Source organism: Kitasatospora sp. NPDC048365 (genome assembly GCF_043200835.1).
Taxonomy (GTDB): domain Bacteria; phylum Actinomycetota; class Actinomycetes; order Streptomycetales; family Streptomycetaceae; genus Kitasatospora; species Kitasatospora terrestris.
Window position 1 is genome coordinate 1 of sequence record NZ_JBICYJ010000067.1, and the last position, 16,493, is coordinate 16,493.

General features: G+C 70.1%; 15 protein-coding genes. 3 read left to right on the plus strand and 12 right to left on the minus strand.

What is annotated here, in order from left to right; genetic code table 11:
- Nucleotides 1-242 precede the first annotated feature (242 nt).
- Together ACGFX4_RS38395 and ACGFX4_RS38400 are read left to right on the plus strand one after the other, a co-directional pair.
- Complete coding sequence (locus ACGFX4_RS38395; protein ID WP_393085277.1) at nucleotides 243-1,418, plus strand: hypothetical protein; 1,176 nt, start codon at nucleotides 243-245, stop codon at nucleotides 1,416-1,418.
- A 653-nt stretch (nucleotides 1,419-2,071) separates the two neighbouring features.
- A complete protein-coding gene (locus ACGFX4_RS38400) occupies nucleotides 2,072-2,338 on the plus strand; it encodes a hypothetical protein (protein ID WP_393085279.1) in 267 nt (88 codons plus the stop codon).
- A 510-nt stretch (nucleotides 2,339-2,848) separates the two neighbouring features.
- Here ACGFX4_RS38400 and ACGFX4_RS38405 read toward each other — a convergent pair.
- The 10 genes from ACGFX4_RS38405 to ACGFX4_RS38450 form a co-directional block, all read right to left on the minus strand.
- Nucleotides 2,849-3,049 (minus strand): hypothetical protein, encoded by a 201-nt coding sequence (locus ACGFX4_RS38405; protein ID WP_393085281.1) that lies wholly within the window; start codon nucleotides 3,047-3,049, stop codon nucleotides 2,849-2,851.
- Nucleotides 3,050-3,074: 25 nt separating this feature from the next.
- On the minus strand, nucleotides 3,075-3,641 hold the full coding sequence (locus ACGFX4_RS38410) for an RNA polymerase sigma factor (protein ID WP_393085283.1): 567 nt from the start codon (nucleotides 3,639-3,641) through the stop codon (nucleotides 3,075-3,077).
- A gap of 683 nt (nucleotides 3,642-4,324) precedes the next feature.
- A complete protein-coding gene (locus ACGFX4_RS38415; RefSeq protein ID WP_393085285.1) occupies nucleotides 4,325-4,981 on the minus strand; it encodes a replication-relaxation family protein in 657 nt (218 codons plus the stop codon).
- Nucleotides 4,978-5,271: a hypothetical protein gene (locus tag ACGFX4_RS38420; RefSeq protein WP_393085287.1), complete on the minus strand. Its 294-nt coding sequence runs from the start codon at nucleotides 5,269-5,271 to the stop codon at nucleotides 4,978-4,980. Before ACGFX4_RS38420 ends, ACGFX4_RS38415 begins: the two co-directional genes overlap by 4 nt.
- Nucleotides 5,272-6,798: 1,527 nt before the next feature.
- On the minus strand, nucleotides 6,799-7,149 hold the full coding sequence (locus ACGFX4_RS38425; protein WP_393085289.1) for a hypothetical protein: 351 nt from the start codon (nucleotides 7,147-7,149) through the stop codon (nucleotides 6,799-6,801).
- A gap of 372 nt (nucleotides 7,150-7,521) precedes the next feature.
- A complete protein-coding gene (locus ACGFX4_RS38430; RefSeq protein WP_393085291.1) occupies nucleotides 7,522-7,683 on the minus strand; it encodes a hypothetical protein in 162 nt (53 codons plus the stop codon).
- A 355-nt stretch (nucleotides 7,684-8,038) separates the two neighbouring features.
- Nucleotides 8,039-8,215 (minus strand): hypothetical protein, encoded by a 177-nt coding sequence (locus ACGFX4_RS38435; protein ID WP_393085293.1) that lies wholly within the window; start codon nucleotides 8,213-8,215, stop codon nucleotides 8,039-8,041.
- A gap of 64 nt (nucleotides 8,216-8,279) precedes the next feature.
- A complete protein-coding gene (locus ACGFX4_RS38440; protein WP_393085295.1) occupies nucleotides 8,280-8,591 on the minus strand; it encodes a hypothetical protein in 312 nt (103 codons plus the stop codon).
- A gap of 410 nt (nucleotides 8,592-9,001) precedes the next feature.
- Entirely contained in the window at nucleotides 9,002-10,078 is a 1,077-nt protein-coding gene (locus tag ACGFX4_RS38445; RefSeq protein ID WP_393085297.1) for a pentapeptide repeat-containing protein, read from the minus strand.
- A gap of 602 nt (nucleotides 10,079-10,680) precedes the next feature.
- Nucleotides 10,681-12,306 carry an ATP-binding protein gene (locus ACGFX4_RS38450; protein WP_393085299.1) on the minus strand — a complete coding sequence of 542 codons (1,626 nt, stop codon included), beginning with the start codon at nucleotides 12,304-12,306 and terminating at the stop codon, nucleotides 10,681-10,683.
- A 170-nt stretch (nucleotides 12,307-12,476) separates the two neighbouring features.
- Between ACGFX4_RS38450 and ACGFX4_RS38455 the strand changes: the two genes are divergently transcribed.
- Nucleotides 12,477-12,689 (plus strand): dTMP kinase, encoded by a 213-nt coding sequence (locus ACGFX4_RS38455; protein ID WP_393085301.1) that lies wholly within the window; start codon nucleotides 12,477-12,479, stop codon nucleotides 12,687-12,689.
- A gap of 212 nt (nucleotides 12,690-12,901) precedes the next feature.
- Here ACGFX4_RS38455 and ACGFX4_RS38460 read toward each other — a convergent pair whose 3' ends face one another.
- Complete coding sequence (locus ACGFX4_RS38460; RefSeq protein ID WP_393085303.1) at nucleotides 12,902-13,522, minus strand: hypothetical protein; 621 nt, start codon at nucleotides 13,520-13,522, stop codon at nucleotides 12,902-12,904.
- Complete coding sequence (locus ACGFX4_RS38465) at nucleotides 13,522-16,029, minus strand: DnaB-like helicase C-terminal domain-containing protein (RefSeq protein WP_393085305.1); 2,508 nt, start codon at nucleotides 16,027-16,029, stop codon at nucleotides 13,522-13,524. The genes ACGFX4_RS38460 and ACGFX4_RS38465 overlap by 1 nt, the downstream gene beginning before the upstream one ends.
- Nucleotides 16,030-16,493 lie beyond the last annotated feature (464 nt).

Below are 16,493 nucleotides of genomic sequence, written 5' to 3' on the forward strand. Positions count from 1 at the left end.
GGGGGGGGGGGGGGGGGGGGGGGGGGGGGGGGGGGGCGGGGGGGGGGGGGGGGGGCCCCCCCCCCCCCGCCCCGCCCCCCCCCCCCCCCCCCCCCCACACCGTTCTCCGCCGATGGGCTCCAAACAATTCCGTGAGGGTGTCCGCCGTCTCTGGGACAATCACGGGGAGGCCATGGACGTCGGTTCTCCTGTGTCTGTGGTCGTTCCACAGCTGGTCCAGGTGCCGGAGACAGGAGCATGGGATGACTGCCGCCGTGTCGGCGAGCCTCCATATGGCCAGGCCGTCGGCCTACCTCGACCTGTGGGTCTGGATCCGTCTGGCGAACGCCGCGCAGGGCAGGGCCCGGGAGCCGGTCGACGAGCAGGCCCTGGCAGCGGTGCGGCAGGCCAGTGCGGCCGGCGTGGTGTTCCCTCTGTGTTCCACGCACTACATCGAGATCTTCAGGATCAACGACCCTCGTCAACGGCACGACGTAGCGCGGATCATGATGGAGGTTTCCCGGGGGCGCACCCTGCGTGGCGGCCGGGACCTGCTGCGCCATCAGTTTCTGGTGGCTATGCACGAGAGTTTCGGCAGGCCTGCCTTCCGTCCGGCTCTGCCTCAGGTCGTCGGCTGCGGAGCCGGCTGGGCCTTCACCGGCGTGCAGGGCGGCTTGGGCCTGCGCGACAGCGATGGCCGGATCGTCGATCCTTCATCGATTCCGGGTGGCGAAAGGCTCCTGCGTCTGGCGAACCAGTTCACCGAGTTCCGCCTGCTGGCCGGCCCGCGGGACGAGGAGATCGAGGACCTGCGCCGTCACGGCTACCGACCCGAGACGACCGAGGAGGCGACCCGGAGCAGGATCGCGTGGGAGGAAGCGCTCCGCGACCGCCTGGCCGCGGCCCCCATCAGTCGGCAGGAGCTGCGGGTGTGGGCGTTGGGCCGTGAAATGGCGCACGAGCACCTTGAGTTGTTTGATGGGCTTCTGTGTGAGTACCGCATCGACCTCCATCGGGAGATCGGCTACACCGAGGACAGGCCGAGGTCCGGCCGGGCCGCCATGGTGGCCTTCGCCGACCGTGTCCCGTCCCTGCGGATCGCCGCCGATCTGAAGGTGGAGCTGTTTCGCAGCGCCAAGCCGTGGACCGTCAACGCGATGCATGACATCGACGCGTTGAGCGCGGCCGTGCCCTACTGCCATCTCGTGGTCCCCGACAGCGAGATGGCCGATCTCCTGGCGAGGTCAAAGGCCGGGCAGCGGTGCGGCACCCAGATCCTGAGCAAGCTGAACCGGCTGCCCCAGGCCCTGTCGGGTTTGACGGAGCAGGCCCGGCAGCTGAACGCCCCGGCCGATGGCTGGGAGCTGACCTTGCCCGGCGAGGCGTTCTGCACCGACGAGGCGGTGCTGCAGACCGCCGCGCTGAAGGCCGCCGGCTGACGCGCCTCGCCCGCCGGGCAGCTGCCGGCAGCCGTGGGCAGCGTTCGCGCGGACAGGCGCTGTCCCGTCCGCGGTTCCTACTCGTCGATCTACTGCAGGCCGCCGATGCAACTGTCACGTCCTCCGCTGGCCTGCGGCGCCCCGGGCAGGCAATGGAAGGCCCGGGACGCCGGACCGATCCGTTCACGGCCCTCCACAACCCGGCCCCGGCAATCGGCACGGCAAGCTGACACCACCTGAAGCCACGGCGCAGCCGGTCACGCCAACATGCCCGAAACAGCAGGCCCGGCACCCCAGGTGGTGCGCTCGCCAGCCCACCATCGAGACAGCCACAGGCACCGCCAAGGGCCCAGCCCGCCGGAAAGACCACGACTGCTCCCGCGACTGCTCCCGCGCCCAGGGCGCCGGCGCGCCGCACCAACACGACCGGCCGGCAGGGCGGCCGCTCGGTCCCCGGAGCCTTCGATGCCCTGCGGTCGGCTTGACCCAGACGATCCGGCTGCGGGGCAGTGAGCGGTGGCCGGGCGGCCCCGCGGCGAGGCTGCGGCAGGGGGCGGCCAGGTCGGAGGCGTGTGGCCTCGACGACGTCGCCGCCCCGCCGGTTGCCGCAGCCCTTGGCGCCGCGGCTCGTTGGTGGTCCTGGCCTCGTTCAGATGAGGGCGACCACCACCGCGAAGATCACGGCGCTGATGAACCCGGCGACGACCGCGCCTCGGAACGTCGTCGGGTCGACCCACGTGCGGAAGGCGCTGGTGGCCTTCGTGTCCGTCGTTCCGGTCGTCGTCTCGACGGTCCTGGTCGTCTCGGTCGTCGCCTCGACGGTCTTCGTCGTCTCGGTCGTCCTGGTGGTCTCGCTCGTGGCCATGGTGCGCTCCTTCGTGAGCCGGGTCCCGGCGTGGACCTTGGTGTCCCCGCTCTGACTGCTCGCAGCTGATACGCCACTGGTGGATGCCTCGCGCCACTGCACGCGGAAGGGGCTCCCGTGCCGATGACGATCGGCACGGGAGCCCCTTTTACTGCCCCCCTGTTACTCCCCCGCCATCCCAATCCCCCATCTGGGATGGCGCGGGATGAGCAGCATCCTCCTTCCGGTCACAGCCGGAAGGAGACAGCCGCTAGGCCGTCGTCCCGAGGGCGGACCGCGCCGGCTCGACGACGGTCATGTCTCGGGTCATATCGATCAGTCCTTTCTTTCTGTCGAAGGGTCACTTCCATTCCCGACAAGGGATGTCGAACATGAACATCCCAAGCGCTGACTTCGCGCTTCAGTTTCATCGCTGAGCAGCTACCCCAGTGGTTTCTGCTCGCCGGATTCCATCCGGCGATCACCTTCCTCGTTGTCGGCTAGGCCCCTGGCCGTGGGGCTTCCGTAGCTTCCCGCCGTCTTGTGTGCCTCGGTCTACTTCACCGCCAGGTAGGCATCCTCGTGATTACCCCTGGTCCCCGTACCCCTTGGGGCGGAGGCCGACCGTGTTGCGTTGGTCGGCGTCCGCCCCCTGGGCCGCCTGGTCGTCGTGCGGCGTGATCCCCAGCTTCGCGTAGAGTCGCTTGCTGAAGTCAGCGCCGTCGAATCCCTCGGCGGCCCGCTTTATGGGCTCGGCAGCCAGAAGCAGGCGTTTCTCAACGTCCATTTCCAGCCCTCTTCGATGTGGTGAACTACTCTTCGCCGCCGATGAGCGAGCGAAGCCGCGCGAGTGCCTCCGTGTGGCGGCGCCGGGCGGTGGTTGTTGTCATCCCGATTTCCTGGGCGGCTTTCGTGAGGGATTTCCCCTCCACGTAGACCCGGAAGATCAGGTCTTGCTGGGTCGGGTCGAGTTCTCCCACGGCGGCCCACAGTTCTCGGGCCGTCTGGTCGAAGATGCACTCTTCTTCGGGGATCACCTCGATGGCCAGCGGCAATGTCTGCGACACCCACGTGTCCATGCGGGTGTCATCGCGCATCACGCGCCGGAGGTGGTCCCGGTACTTGTTGAGAATGATCGTGAAGACGTACGAACGGGAGATGAGCCCGTTGCTGTCCGCGTGGTCACGGCGGAGATCCGGCCAGCGTTTGAACACCTCGACGAAGGCATCCTGGAGGATGTCGTCGGCGAGGTGCCGGCTGCCGGTCAGGCCCACCGCGTAGGCGAACAGCGACGTCTTCGTCGTCTCGACGAATCGGACATATGCGGCCTCGTCGGGTTCATCGGTTCCGGCGAGGCACGGAGAAAGGGCATCGGTCACAGCCCTCCCCCTCCTTCTTGGTGAAGCCCCTGGCTCCCTACTGGGTGGGGACGGACAGGGGTGCCCTCCGGCCGAAGGGCACCGGAGGCAGCACGGCGGGCGTGCTCTCAGGGGTAGAACGCCACCGACCCCGTGATCGCGCCACATTTCGACCAAGATCTTTTCCAGAAGCCCGGAAGCACGGCCGGCAGGCACCTCCACGACTGAGGCACGAGCGCACAAGCCCGGCGTTCGTCCGTCTCGCATCCGCGGCGCCGTCCTACCCTGCCGGGCCCCAGGCGGATGCAATGTCAGCTGATCGACGGCTCGACTGCTGGGCTCTGACGGACCGGCTGCCGACCGAGGTCGGGCAGCCAGCGGGCGTTCAGAAGAACCGACCCAACTGCGCCGCGCGCGAAGACCAGGCGACTCTCTCCGATGGCACTGCCTCCCATCATCGGGGTGATGGTCACCAGACCACCGAGAGGAGAACCAGCGCCACCCGGCCCTGCCAGGGCCGCTGCTAGGCGATCTAAGCCATCCTGCACGACACACACGCTTGTGACCTGCAGTCATGCATATCGACTCAGAAGGCCAAACTGCCACCGCCATCAGCTCAAGAGCACCCACTGCCCAGATCCTCGCAGCTCAACGACCTCTGGACCCCGGGCCTGCGACTGCACTCAGAAGAACTGCACCACCGCTTAGAGATCACAGCTGCGGTCGTAGTGGCCGTCGCCGAGGTGCCGGCCTTGCCAGTGGTGGCGGGTCATGTGGGTGAGGGCTTCCACGCTCTGGCGCATGGCTCGCTCGCCGAGGTGGCCGAGGACGATGGCGATGGGCGGGTAGCCGGGGCGGCCGGTGGCGGGGTAGGTGCGGCGCCAGTGCGGCTCGGTCTTCTTCCACTCCAGGTGGCCGATGGTGCCGCGCGGGTGAGGGTTGGGCAGTGGGTGGCAGTGGTCGAAGAAGGCGCGGTAGTCGTCGAGATTCTTGGCGACGATCGGGTTGGACTCATTGTCGAGGTCGGCTTCCGCCAGGAGCACGGGGATTCCGTGGTCGGGGGCGCGCAGGACGGCGTCGGCGCGGACCTTGGGCTTATGCGGGGTGAGGTGTTCGATCTCGGTGGCCCACTGCTCGATGCAGCCGAAGCCGGGCCCGACGCCGGGGGCGGTGCGGTCGCCGTGGATGCCCTTGGGGTCGACATTCGGGCCGGTGCCGCCGACCACAAAGCTGATGATGGTCTCGGTGACGGCCAAGGCGTGGCCGGCGGCGAAGCTGGTGCCGGCCTTGCGGGCGATGCCGCCCATGTCGCGGCCGTCGGGGAACAGCGCGCAGGCAGCGTCGCGGCCAGCGGTGGTCATGCCCAGATGTCCCGGCCGTCCTTGCCGGTGCCATGCTTGACCGCGATCCGCTTCTTGTCCAGGTCGTTCAGCGCGGCGCGGGCGAACTTGTTCTCCAGGGCGTGGGGGCGCAGCAGTCGCCAGAGCTGGTGGGCGGTGGCGATCTTGACCACGGCGAGGGCGCGCAGGTCGTTGCTGGAGCCGCCGGGGTTGGCCTTGGATGCCTTGCGGACGCGTGTGCGGGGCGCGGCGGCGGGGCGGGTGCTGGTCGGGTCGTTGGGCGTGGCCGGGGCGGTCTGGTGGCTGCTCACGGCGCTCCCCCACGTGTCGGCTGCGGTACGGCTGTCGGCTGCTCTGCATATCTCGCAGCATCGACAGTCGATCACGGCCGCCTTGGCCCGCCGCCGGTCCGCAGTAGCCGGCCCCGCTGCTTCGCCGCCCCCGGCCCTCGGCCCGCCCGCACCCATCGCAGCGCCTGGCTGCCCGGCCGCGGCGTGAGCTCCGGGCGTCTCCCCTGGGGGTCGGGGGAAAGCCCGGGGGTTGGGCGAAGGGCAGGTGCGGCCCGGAGCGACACCCCGAGGGAGCCGCGCTAGGCGACAGGGGGGTTGTCGGCGTTTCCTGGCGGCCCGGATTATGGGTCTGACCTGCGTTGATAGGGCATCAAGGTGCCGGGTGACCGGAAGCGGGATCGGAAGCGGCGTCGGAAGCGTGCCGACGGGACTGTCCAGGGCCGGGACAACCGGCTGAGAGGCGAAACTCACCGGCCCCGGCCAGGCGGTCTCGGGCGGCGGCACCGGGCGGACAGTGCCCGGCACCGGCCTTCGACACGCCGGACTTCACGCGGTCATCTGGCCGGTCCCGACGATCGTCGGCGACGGAGCGGTGCGCAGCCGGGCGGGCGGTGGGGCCGGTGCCGACGGCCGGGCGGGGAGGTACTGGGGGATGACGGCGGTCAGGCCCTCGGCGGCCTCGAGGAGCAGCGGGTCGGCGTGGGGTTGTTCGAGGAGGGCCTGGGCGAGGTGGAGTGCGCTCTCTAGGACGGCGGCCGGGGTGCGGACGTGGCGCAGCGCGGCGGCCTGCTCGGCGGGCTGTGACGGGTGCGGGCGGGCCGGTGGGTCCGGGACGGCGGCGGGCCGTGTCCAGGGCGGCCTGCTGGGGGCTGAGGGCGCGGGCGGCGCCGGGGCCGAGGGCGCGTCGGTGCGAGGAGGGGTTCACGGGCGGTTCAACGAGGACGGCCGGGCCGGGTCGCGGCCGCGTGGCCCGGGCCGGGGCGGTAGGCCTTCGCCGGATGCCATCAGGACCAACAGCCCCGCAGGGTGGAACCCGCGCCGTCCGGACCGTCACCCACAACCGCACCCCACCCAACCCAGCAACCAGGGCAGAGGGACAGACACAGGGGGGGGTTGTCCGATTTTCCGGCGGCCTGGAAACTGGCTCTGAGCTGGGCAAACGCCCGGCAGCCGCCAAAGGGTGCGGGGTACCTGCGGTGGTATCTGCGCGAGCACCTGCGGTGGTACCTAGGTAGAGCCCGGAGCGGCTGGTGAACGGACCGTCGGCTGGCCCACAGGCCGCGGACGGCTCCGCCGGACGCGAAAAGACCAACAGCCCGCCGCAGGCGCGAACCCCCGAACCGAACCGACCGACCACACCCACCAAGACCGAAGGAGAAGAAGGGGTTGTCGGAATTTCCGGGCCACTCCACATGTGCTCTGACCTGTGACGATATCGCGCCACGGTGAATCGTCAGGTACCCACAAGACACCTGAATAGGCCCCCTACAAGGTGTCCGACAAGACGTCCGACAAGACACCTCGCAAGGGACGGGCCGCCGGGCCGGCTCAGGCCAGCTTGTCGAGCGCGGCGCGCAGCAGGGAGACGGCGCGGGGGGCGTCCTTGGAGAGCCAGGGCTGGCGGTCGGTGGCGTCGATGACCTGGCGGCCTTGGACGTAGGTGGCCCAGCCGCCGGTGTCCTGGGCGACCCAGCCGAGCAGTGCGCGGTTGGGTCGGCGTACCGCGTACAGGCCGGGCTGGTTCTCCCAGCCCTCCACGAGCAGGTCGCTGTTCTGGATGACCCAGGTGTCGGTGGGAGCGCCGAGGCCTGCGGGCGGCCGGCGAGGTGGCGGTGAGGTCGTCGGCGAGCGCCAGGCGCAGCTGCACGGGATCCGCCGTGGCTGGAGCGGTCTGCGCATCCGTCGGCGCCGGCTGCTGTGTGGGCATCGGGGAGAGGTCGGCTGCGGGAGCGGGCGCAGCGCTCGGCTGGTTGCGGGGTTCGCCGGTGCCGGGGCGCGGTGCGGGCACAGGGCCGGGGTCGGGACGGCTTGTTTCGACGCGCGACGAATCGAGGAGCGGCGCCGTCCGGGCGGGCGCCGGGGCGGCCACTCCGGGACCCGACAGCGTTTCGACGCACGACGTATTGAAGTGCCGTGCCGGGCCGTCGAGACCGAGGGCTGTTTCGACGCGCGACGATTCGCCCGGGTCGAGGACCGGACCGCCGGTCGGGGCCTGGCCGGCGGTCGCGATGTTCTCGCCCGCCCCGCGGTCGGCGGCCAGGTGGGCGGCGGTCATCTCGTAGGCAGCACGTGGGTCTTGCGGACGATGCGCCCGGTCGCGCCGGCGAGGCCCGCCTCCAGGTGAGCGAGGGCCTGGTTGCAGCGCAGGTCGTCGCCCTCGCCGCGGCGGGCTCGCTCCAGGCTCTCCAGGAAGCGGGCGGTGGCGCGCTGCACGGCGGCGGCGAGCTCTAAAAGCTCTCGGTGGGCGACCTCGCCGACGGTGGGGATTTCGACGCGCGATGAAACTAGGGCCTCGGCGACGGCGTCCTGCTGGCCCTCGACACGGCGGCGGCCCAGACCTGCGACACGCAGCTCGGCGCCGCACTCCGCGCAGCCGGACTCCGGTGACTACTCCTCAATTCCTCGCGCGTCGATTCCGGCGCCACCCTTGTTTCGTCGCGCGTCGTTTCCCGTCTCCATGATCGGGAGCGTATCCGGCGGCCCGGACAAGCGTGCGGCCGGGTGGCCGCCGCACGCGCAGGACAGGATCGCGCACGAGGCGCTGGCCTTGCGGCGGGCAGCGCTCCGGTCAGGCCCCGACCGGTCCGCGCTCCCTGGTGGCCTGCTGGGGAACGACAACCTGCGGGGCCGCCGGCTCCCGGAACGGCGAGCGCTCCACCGGCGGCAGCCCGCGCTCCTCGCTCAAGGGCAGGTCGGCCGCGGACTCGGAAAAGGGCTGCCACAGCGGGCGCCGGTCAGAAGTCATGATCGCCAGTCTCCACGGCTTCGCCCACCGGGCAACACCCCGACACGGAGCCGGCGAAGTCCGGCTAGAGATCCGGGCCATCGCCCGTCAGTCCGACGGCGAGCACCGCCATCTCCGCGGCGGCCAACCGCGCATCCGCCCCTTCGGGATCCCCCACGAGCAACTGCGCCTGTTCGACGACCGCCGCGAGCAGCACCCGCAAGCCGCCCTCGCCGAACCGGTCGGTCCAGGAGTCCACCAGCTCGAACTGCGCACCGATCGCGGTTCCCGTATCGGCGGCGCCCGCCCGGGTGCGCAGCAGGGCGAGCGCCGCCAGCGTGGCGTCGGTGGCGAGGTTCGCGGGACCGTAGCCGGGGTCAGGCTCGGGAATGGTCACTGGTTCATCCTGACTGGACCGGCGGCCGGTGTGGTCAAAAGCGGTGACTGCCCGTCAAGGCGCTCTGTGGCCCGTACTCTGCGCGGCTGGCTGAGGTGGATGCGGCCATCGGTGTGGGCCCCGCCGTCAGCCCTCATTCTCCGGCCACCGGCCGTCCTGCAGGTAGGTGGTCGTGCCGGAACCGGCTGCCCGGACGCAGGCCTCGATACGCCGGGTCAGGCGCGGGACCAGACGCGCACGCCACTGCTCCCGGTCGCACCACGCCGCGCCCTTCAGCTCGACATCGACCGGGCGCAGCCGGTCGCCCTGTGCCGTGTCGAGCAGTCCGCCGTCGAAACGAAGTTGACCAGCGGGGGGCCGGCGTCGGACCAGACCAGTCACGGTCCGACGCCGCAAGACGGGCCCGTGGTTCAGCCGCCGAGGAACTCCTTGTCGCACTGCTCGATGTGCTTTGCCAGCGCGGGGTCGGAGGTGAAGCTCCGGTGGAGCAAGGTTCCGCCCGTCACTCGTGCTGTCAGAAACTGGGCCGGCCCATCAGCGATAGCGATCTTGGTGCCGTCCGGGTCCATCAGCTGTGCCTCAGTGAGATCGGCGCCGGCCAGGTTGGCGTTGCGCAGGTGCGAGGAGCGCAGGTCTGCCTGGCGCAGGATGGCCTCGGTCAGGTTCGCAGAAGTCAGATCCGCGATGCCGAGGTCGGCTTCGAGTAGCTGTGCACGGGAAAAGTCGGCGCCGTCGGCGACGATCTGTCGCATTGACGCCTGCCAGAAGTTTGCGCCTTGAAAATGGGCTCCGGTCAACGACGCCTTGTCGAGGCGACTGCCGACGAAGGTCGCGCCGTCCAGCCTGGCTGTCGCCAGTTCGGCGCCGCCGAGGTCGGTTCGGCTTAGGTCGATCCGGTCGGCCTCCGGCCGGGTGGGACGGGTCGCAAGCACGGTCAGGGCGGCCTGTACGTCGCTCGGAATCGACTCTCGAGGTGCACCGGGGCCGTGCAAGGGGGAGTGCCCCCGGATAAAGCCGGCAAGGAGTTGGACGATGGTGTCGTGGTCCTTCTCGGAGTCTCGCATGATCCGCTGGAGTGCGTAGACGCCGGCCAACCTTGCCGTCGCGGTGTCATCGGTCAGCAGACCGACTGCCTTCACGTAGCGGTCGGTGACCTGCCCTTCCCTGGTCAGCTCCTCCTGAGCGCGGTCTTTGGCTTGGGTGTGGGCGAGCGTCGCCTGAGTGACGCGCAGGGTGCGCGCCGTAAAGATCAGACCGCCGATCCCGGCCATCGCGACAAACAGCGCAACGATGGCCGTACGGAGCCCCGACACCACGGTGGCACGAGGGCCGTCGTCCTTGCCCAGTACGCCAGGCTGAATTCCGTCCAGCCACCACGGGCCCTTCCAGAGCAGGAAGAACACGGCCGCCGAGACCGCCAGCCCGGCCACCGTGATGAGCAGCGGGCGCAGCACTTGGCCGCGTCGTTCACCGGGCTGAGTCGTCACTGGTCCCCTGTCAGATCGAGTCGATTGTGGTGCGGTCACCGGACCTTACCGGGGCTCTCCCAGTCCCGGGTGGGAATCGGAGGCCCGGTGCAGCACAGTCCTGCACCGGCTTTCTGAATGACCGTGCCCACAGTTCATTTTCGGGCAGGCATGCGTGCCGGGCATGATGCCAAGCCCAGCACGCGGCCAGGGTGGGCATGGATCCGGCAGCGGTCGGCGCATGGAGCAGGGCGCAAGGGGGATGGCGGGCGCGGTGGGAGGATCTGTTCGGCGGTGCGTGCCGCAACCCATTGCCCGCGGCGCGCACCGCCCTTGGCTCCCGGAGAGCCGGAGCGGCCGGCTCTGGCTTTCGAACGCCAGACCAAGTCCCTGTCCGGGAGGCAGAGGTCGCCGCGTGCTCGGCCTGCCTCATCTGCCCCGCCTGCCAGCTCACCGCCCGCGCTGTGATTCCCAGGCCCCCGAGGGCGGGCAGGCCGCTGGCGTGTGTCCGGCTCGGCTCCCCGCTCGCACGGACTCCCCGTTCCATGGACCAACATCTCGCCACCCGCCACGATGTGACAAAGCGGTCAAATGGCCCAGATCAATTCGCGAACGGGACCAGCTCAGACCCGGATCAAGCTTCTGCCCTCCCACGGCGGGTGGGGGATGGAAATGGTGACGACGAGCCCGCTGGGGTGGTTGAGGGCGAAGTCTAAGGAGCTACCAGTCGCCTGGAGCAACACCCGAGCAGTGGCCAGGCCAGTCCCCGCTCCCTCCAGGGCATGGTGGCGCGGGCTGCGCCAGAAGCGGTCGCCAACCCGGAGCAATTCCTCCTCGGTCAGACCGGCCCCGGTGTCGGCCAGGCGAACCGTGACATGGTCGTTGCCGGTCGTGATCGTGACGATCACTTCATCGCCTGCCTGGTTGAACTTGAAGGCGTTGTCAAGGACCGCGTCGAGTGCGCTGACGAAGCCGATCGGATCCGCCCATCCGTATGCCGACGGCAGCCCCTCGCAGCGCAAAGCAATACTCCGCAGGTGGGCTGTGGGTAGCCAGGCAGCCACTCTCTCGCGAACATGCCGGGTCACGTCGATCCGCTCAGCCAGGAAGCTGTCTTGCCTAGCCAGCCCCAGGCCCATCAGGCCATCCATCGCCGATGCCAGGCGATGTCCCTCTGTGCGGATGATGCCGACTTCTTCGTCGTAGCTGTCTTGCAGTTCGCGGCTGAGCAGCTCCACGCGGAGGAGCAGGGCCGCTATTGGATGCCGAAGTTGGCTGACGTCGGCCCCGAACGCTCGCTGCTCCTCCCGGGCACGCTTCAGCTCTTCGACCAGCTCTTCGACTACTTGGTCCTCGCGGTTACGGCGGGAGGAGCGCCGCCTTCGGAACAGGCCCGGGAACCCACCTGGGATACGCGCCTGCGGCTGGGGCGCGAGGCCGGCAACGCCCATTACGGTGGCGCTGACCACCTCCGCTGACGGTGCTGGCGCTCGACCAGACAGGTCGGCGAGCTCCGCGAGATCCGCGAGCTCTTCGTCCTGCTTGTCCAGTTGCTCCGTGATGCGACCGCGGACAGCGGCGTACGACGGGTGAAGAGAAGTCTCGCTCAGCTCATCCACGGCACGACGGCAGTTCTCAAACACCCGCTGCGCAGTGACCTTGTTCATCTCGGCGATCCGTCGTGCCTTGCGGGCACGCCCCAGGTCAACGTTGGCTTCCGACAGTTCCTCTTCGGCCACTGCAAGCAAAATCTGCACTTGGGCCACGATTTCGTTCCGCTCCCCAGCCAAGGCGCGCTCGCGGTCCTTCTTGAGAGATTCACAGTGCGCCTGGAGGCCTGCAACCAGGTTCAGCAGAATCAGCACCATCTGATGTGACTTGTGGAAGGCCCTCTCAGCGCGAACCTGCTGCTCCCGGGCCTCAACAAGGCGCTCGTACAGCTGCTGCGGCGGTGCGGGCCGCGGGAGCGGCAGAGTGGTGCGGGAGGCGCTGCCACCAAAGCTCTCCTCGGCGGACCTCAGCAGGCCTGCTGCATGCGCAAGCTCGGCCTTGACCCTGGCATCGGGGACCAGCCCGGCGACGAGTGCTTCAAGCTTGTCGGCTGGGATGATCTTGGCTCCGGACAGGTACTCGCCCCACACGGTCCGGCCGGTTCCGAAGCGCTCCTCCAGCTCGCGCTGGGGGACACCGCGAGTCAGACGACGCAGGTACCGGGCAAGATCGTTGGCCTGCTCCGTCTCCCCCTTCAAAGCCCCATGTCTGCGCCCCCTACCGGGCACCGCGACCCCCTTTGTCCGCTGCCAATAAGGCATTTGTCCGCTCTCGACCTGGCCCAATGGCCCCTTTTGAGTGCGGACAAATGCCTTCCGACCACAGTCTGAGGCCATCACGCCCCGTACGACAGGAGGCCTCAAGAACCATGCTCGCCATGCCCTCCCGCGCGATCGCCCCTCTCCAGCGCGTGCTGGTCCTCGCGCTGCTCGCGCCGGCACTGCTGCTCGCCACACTCGCCGCGTTCCCCGCGCTCGTCATCATTCCCTTCCTGTCGGACGGGACGAACCGGACCGTCAGCCTCCTTCGCGCACATGCCGCCTATGCAAGCGCGCTCCTTACGGGCAGCCGCAGCAGGTAGCCGGGCGCTGGGACGCCTACTAGGCCATCGAGCGACCCGGAGCACAACCGTCAGCACGCCCACCGCGGTCTACCGCCGCTGCTCCTGGAGGCCCCGCCCGTCCTACCGGAATCGGGCGGGGCCGCAGGCGCCGTGTGGATCGCGCCCAGCATCGGCGAGAGCATGTTCATCGCTGAGCTGCGGGGCCTTACGGCAGCCAGGCATGGATCGCTTCAGGCGCCGAGGCCGATGTGGGAGACGTAGGTGTAGGCGCCCCAGTCGGAGTCCATATCGGCGATGATGTCGTCCCAGATCTCTTCGAGTTTGTCGGCGTCGCCAGCTGTGAGGGCGTCGACGGCGTCGTCCCAGACGTAGCGGACCTGGAAGGTGCGGACCCGGAGGTTCTCGCGGCGCCGGGGTTCGTCAACGACGTTCTGGTTGATGGGGTGGATCTCGACCTTGGTGCCGCGGCCGCCGCGGTTGAGGTGCTGCTTGAACGCGCCGGAGTTGGCGAGCACGTTGGCGGCACGCAGGTTCCAGTAGGCGGTGTCGATCGCCTCCAGGGTGGCCGGCCGCGGGCGCTGCTTGCCACTGCGCCAGGCCTTGATGGTGGCGGGGGTGACGGTGACGCCGGCGTCAGCGAGGGCCCGAGGACCGCCCTTGGTCTCGGTGAGGTAGCGGAGGCGGGCCATCAGGCCACGGCGGCTGGTGGCCGGGGACTTGATGCCGCCGTCGATGATGAGGCGTTCCAGGGCGTCTTCCAGGGCTCGGCCGAGGGCGATTTTCCCGTGGATGTTTCCGGGGTCGCGGTCGGCGCCGTAGCGGCCGAAGTTCTTCCATCCGTCGGTGGACACTACTGGGCGCTCCGCTTCCGGCTCGGGGGCAGGGTGTATTGGTCCTTGAGTTTCATCTGGGTGGTGAGGCGGCCTTCGGTGAAGACGGTGCGCCAGTCGGTTTCTCCGGTGATGTGGAGTTCGTCGGTGCCACGCAGTCGGACGACGGTGAGGCCGTGGTCGTGGGCGCGGTGGGCCTTGTACCAGAGGTTGGCGAATGCCTGGGAGCGGATGATGTGCATCCAGTCGGGTCGGCGGATGTCGCGGTTGTAGGTGGATTCGCCGATGGTGGAGGCGAATTTGGCGTAGATGGCCTTGACGTATTTCTCGGTCACCTGGTCGCCGCCTGTGATGGCGTTCTCGCGGGCCTGGGTGAGGACGCGGCGGAACTTCTCCAGCAGTCCTTCGGAGGCACCGGAGGTCCAGGCCTCGGTGATGTGCGGGGCCTCGCTGAGGCCGAGCTTGTGGCAGCGGATCAGGAGGCGGACGGTGGCGCCGTCCAGGAGCACGGGGCCGGTCTCGAGGCGGTTGCCGATCGGGTCGGGCAGGTGCGGGTGGTCCCAGGTGGGGCGCTTGGGCAGCAGGTAGATGCCGGAACGCTTCGGGTCGAAACCGCCATCGGGCTGGTGAACCAGGCTGCCGATCGGCAGGTGCGTCTTGAGGGCCGAGCAGTAGGCGGCGTTGGTGTCGAGGACGTCCACGGCCACCTCGGCCGGCTCGCCCCGGCGGACGGCCTCCATCAGCGGGGCGTTCTCCCACTTGTGGCGGCCTTCCCAGACCTCGTCCGCCCCGTTCCGGGTCTTCTTGCTGAGGAATTCCAGGCGCTCCGGATAAACGGTGTGCTCGTACGCGGCGCCGACCCGGGTCGCCTCGAACAGGGTCATTCCGTTCGGGATCGCCTTCTTCTCCAGCGCAGCGGAGGCGGCCTCGGTGTCACCGCCGTGCTCCTCCAGGGCCGCCTCGACTGCCGAGGTGATCATGTCGAGGTAGTAGCCGAGGTCCCGGCCCGTGCCCGCGTACTCCGAGCGGGACGCCGAAGCCGGCGCCGGGCGGGCCGCAGGCCTGGGCGCAGCCGCGGCGGGGCGGGTGGCGGGCTTGGGCGCAGCGGCACGGGGCGCTGCGGGGGGCTGTTCGGCCGGGGCGGGGCCGGGTGCGTGCGCGGGGCTGTGGGTGTCCATGGCCGCCGCGCCGGGCAGGGCGGCGGGGGCGGGCGGGTTGGTGCCAGGGTGCGGCGCATCGGGCTTCAAGGGGCCTTCAGCGGCCGCGGCGGGCACGTTGGGTGCCGGGGTGGGGGTGTCTTGCTGGGTCTGGGCGGGGAGCGCGGAGTCGGTGAGGCGGGCGTGGGCCGCGTCTGCGGTGAGGTGGAGGGTGGCCAGTGGGCCGAGGTCGCGTTCGGCAATCGCAAGGTGGACCCGGCCGGCGACGGTGTCGGGGGTGAGGGTGAGGGTGATGTCGGCGGCCAGCGTGGCGATCAGCTCGGGGTTGTCGGTGTCGAGGGCGGCCAGCACCGGCAGGTGGCGGGTGCGGGCCAGATGGGCCAGCGCCTGGACGGCGTCCGCGATGGCGTGCGGGCCGGACAGTGGCAGGCGCGGATCTGGGACCGTCTGAAGGCGGTCGACCACGACGAGGGCCAAGTCGGGAACATCGGCGGCCGTGTCGGTGATCGCCTCTGCGTCCAGGCCGGCGCCGTCGTCGATGAGTAGTGGCGCGCCCTGCAGGAGCTCGGCGGTGCGAGCGACAGCCGTCCGCTCGGCGTCGGCGAGCGCCCCGGCGCGCAGGCGCCGGTAGTCCACCGGGGTGTGGGCGGCGATCAAACGCGCGGCGATGTCGGCTCGGGTCAGGCCGGAGGCCGCGTACAGGACGGTGCGGTGCTCGGTCAGCGCCGCGGTCCGGGCGGCGCTGACGGTGAGCAGGCTCGATCCGGTGCCAGGGGCGCCGGCGACCAGGTAGAAACGGCCGGGCTGCAGACCGCCCAGCGCGGTGTCGAGAGCGGTGATCCCGGTCGACAGCCCGGCCAGTGCCACGCGGCCCGCATCGCCTCCGGTGTCCGCGCCCTCGGGGGCGGTCGGGAGCAGCGTGTCGAGGACCTGCCCGAGCGGGGCGAGCCGGCGTCGGGGCGGCGCGGCGGCGGGCATGGGATCGGCGGCGGGTGCGGGTGTGGTGGCCGAGGGCGGCGTGGGTGCGGTGGCGGGAGCTTGCGGGGTGGTGGCAGCAGCTGCGGGTTCCATGTCGGGGGTCGCTACGGCGGTTGCCGTTGGGGGGATGAGGATAGCCACCGGCCGCTTGTGGCGGAGCAGCACCTGGGGCGCGCCGGCTGCGGCCTGGGCGACCAGGTCGCCGAGGATCGGGCGGGCGTCGGCGATGCCGAAGGCGGGCGCGTTGTGGGTCGGGACGCCTGCCTCGGTGGCCGTGGCGGCGGAGACGAGCAGGGCCCGTTCTTCCTCGCCTCGGGTCAGCTCGGTGACCATGCCCTGCTCGGCGTCCCGAATCAGCTGGGGCAGCAGCGGCCTAGCCTTGTGTACGCCCAATGCCGCCTTGGGTGCGGCCAGGGTATCGGCCGCACCGGCGTGGGCCTGGTGATCGGACGGTGGGACGGACGCGGCGGACACGGGGACCTCCGAGGGGGCGCAGCAGGAACGACCAATAATGTAACGTGACACTATCGCGCCCGGTACATAAAAATGGGCACGGGTGAGCTAGGCGTTTTGGGCAAGTAGCCTGTCGAGCAAGATGGCTGTTGAACCATCATTTCTGTAATGGGCTTGTGGGCGTCGGCTGACACCGCTCGATCGACCGGGTTCTGGGTGCCTTCGAGGAGGCACGGCTGGCCTTCCGCGGGGTGATCTCCCCCGGCTGACGCCGCGCCCTTCGCTGATACCCGGAGCGCGGAGACGGGACAGCACAACGGCATCGGACGGGCGGCCAGGAACCGCGCGGGCCCGACTGACGAAGAGCGGCCACGGCGCAGCAGCACGCGGCCCGCGACCAGCAG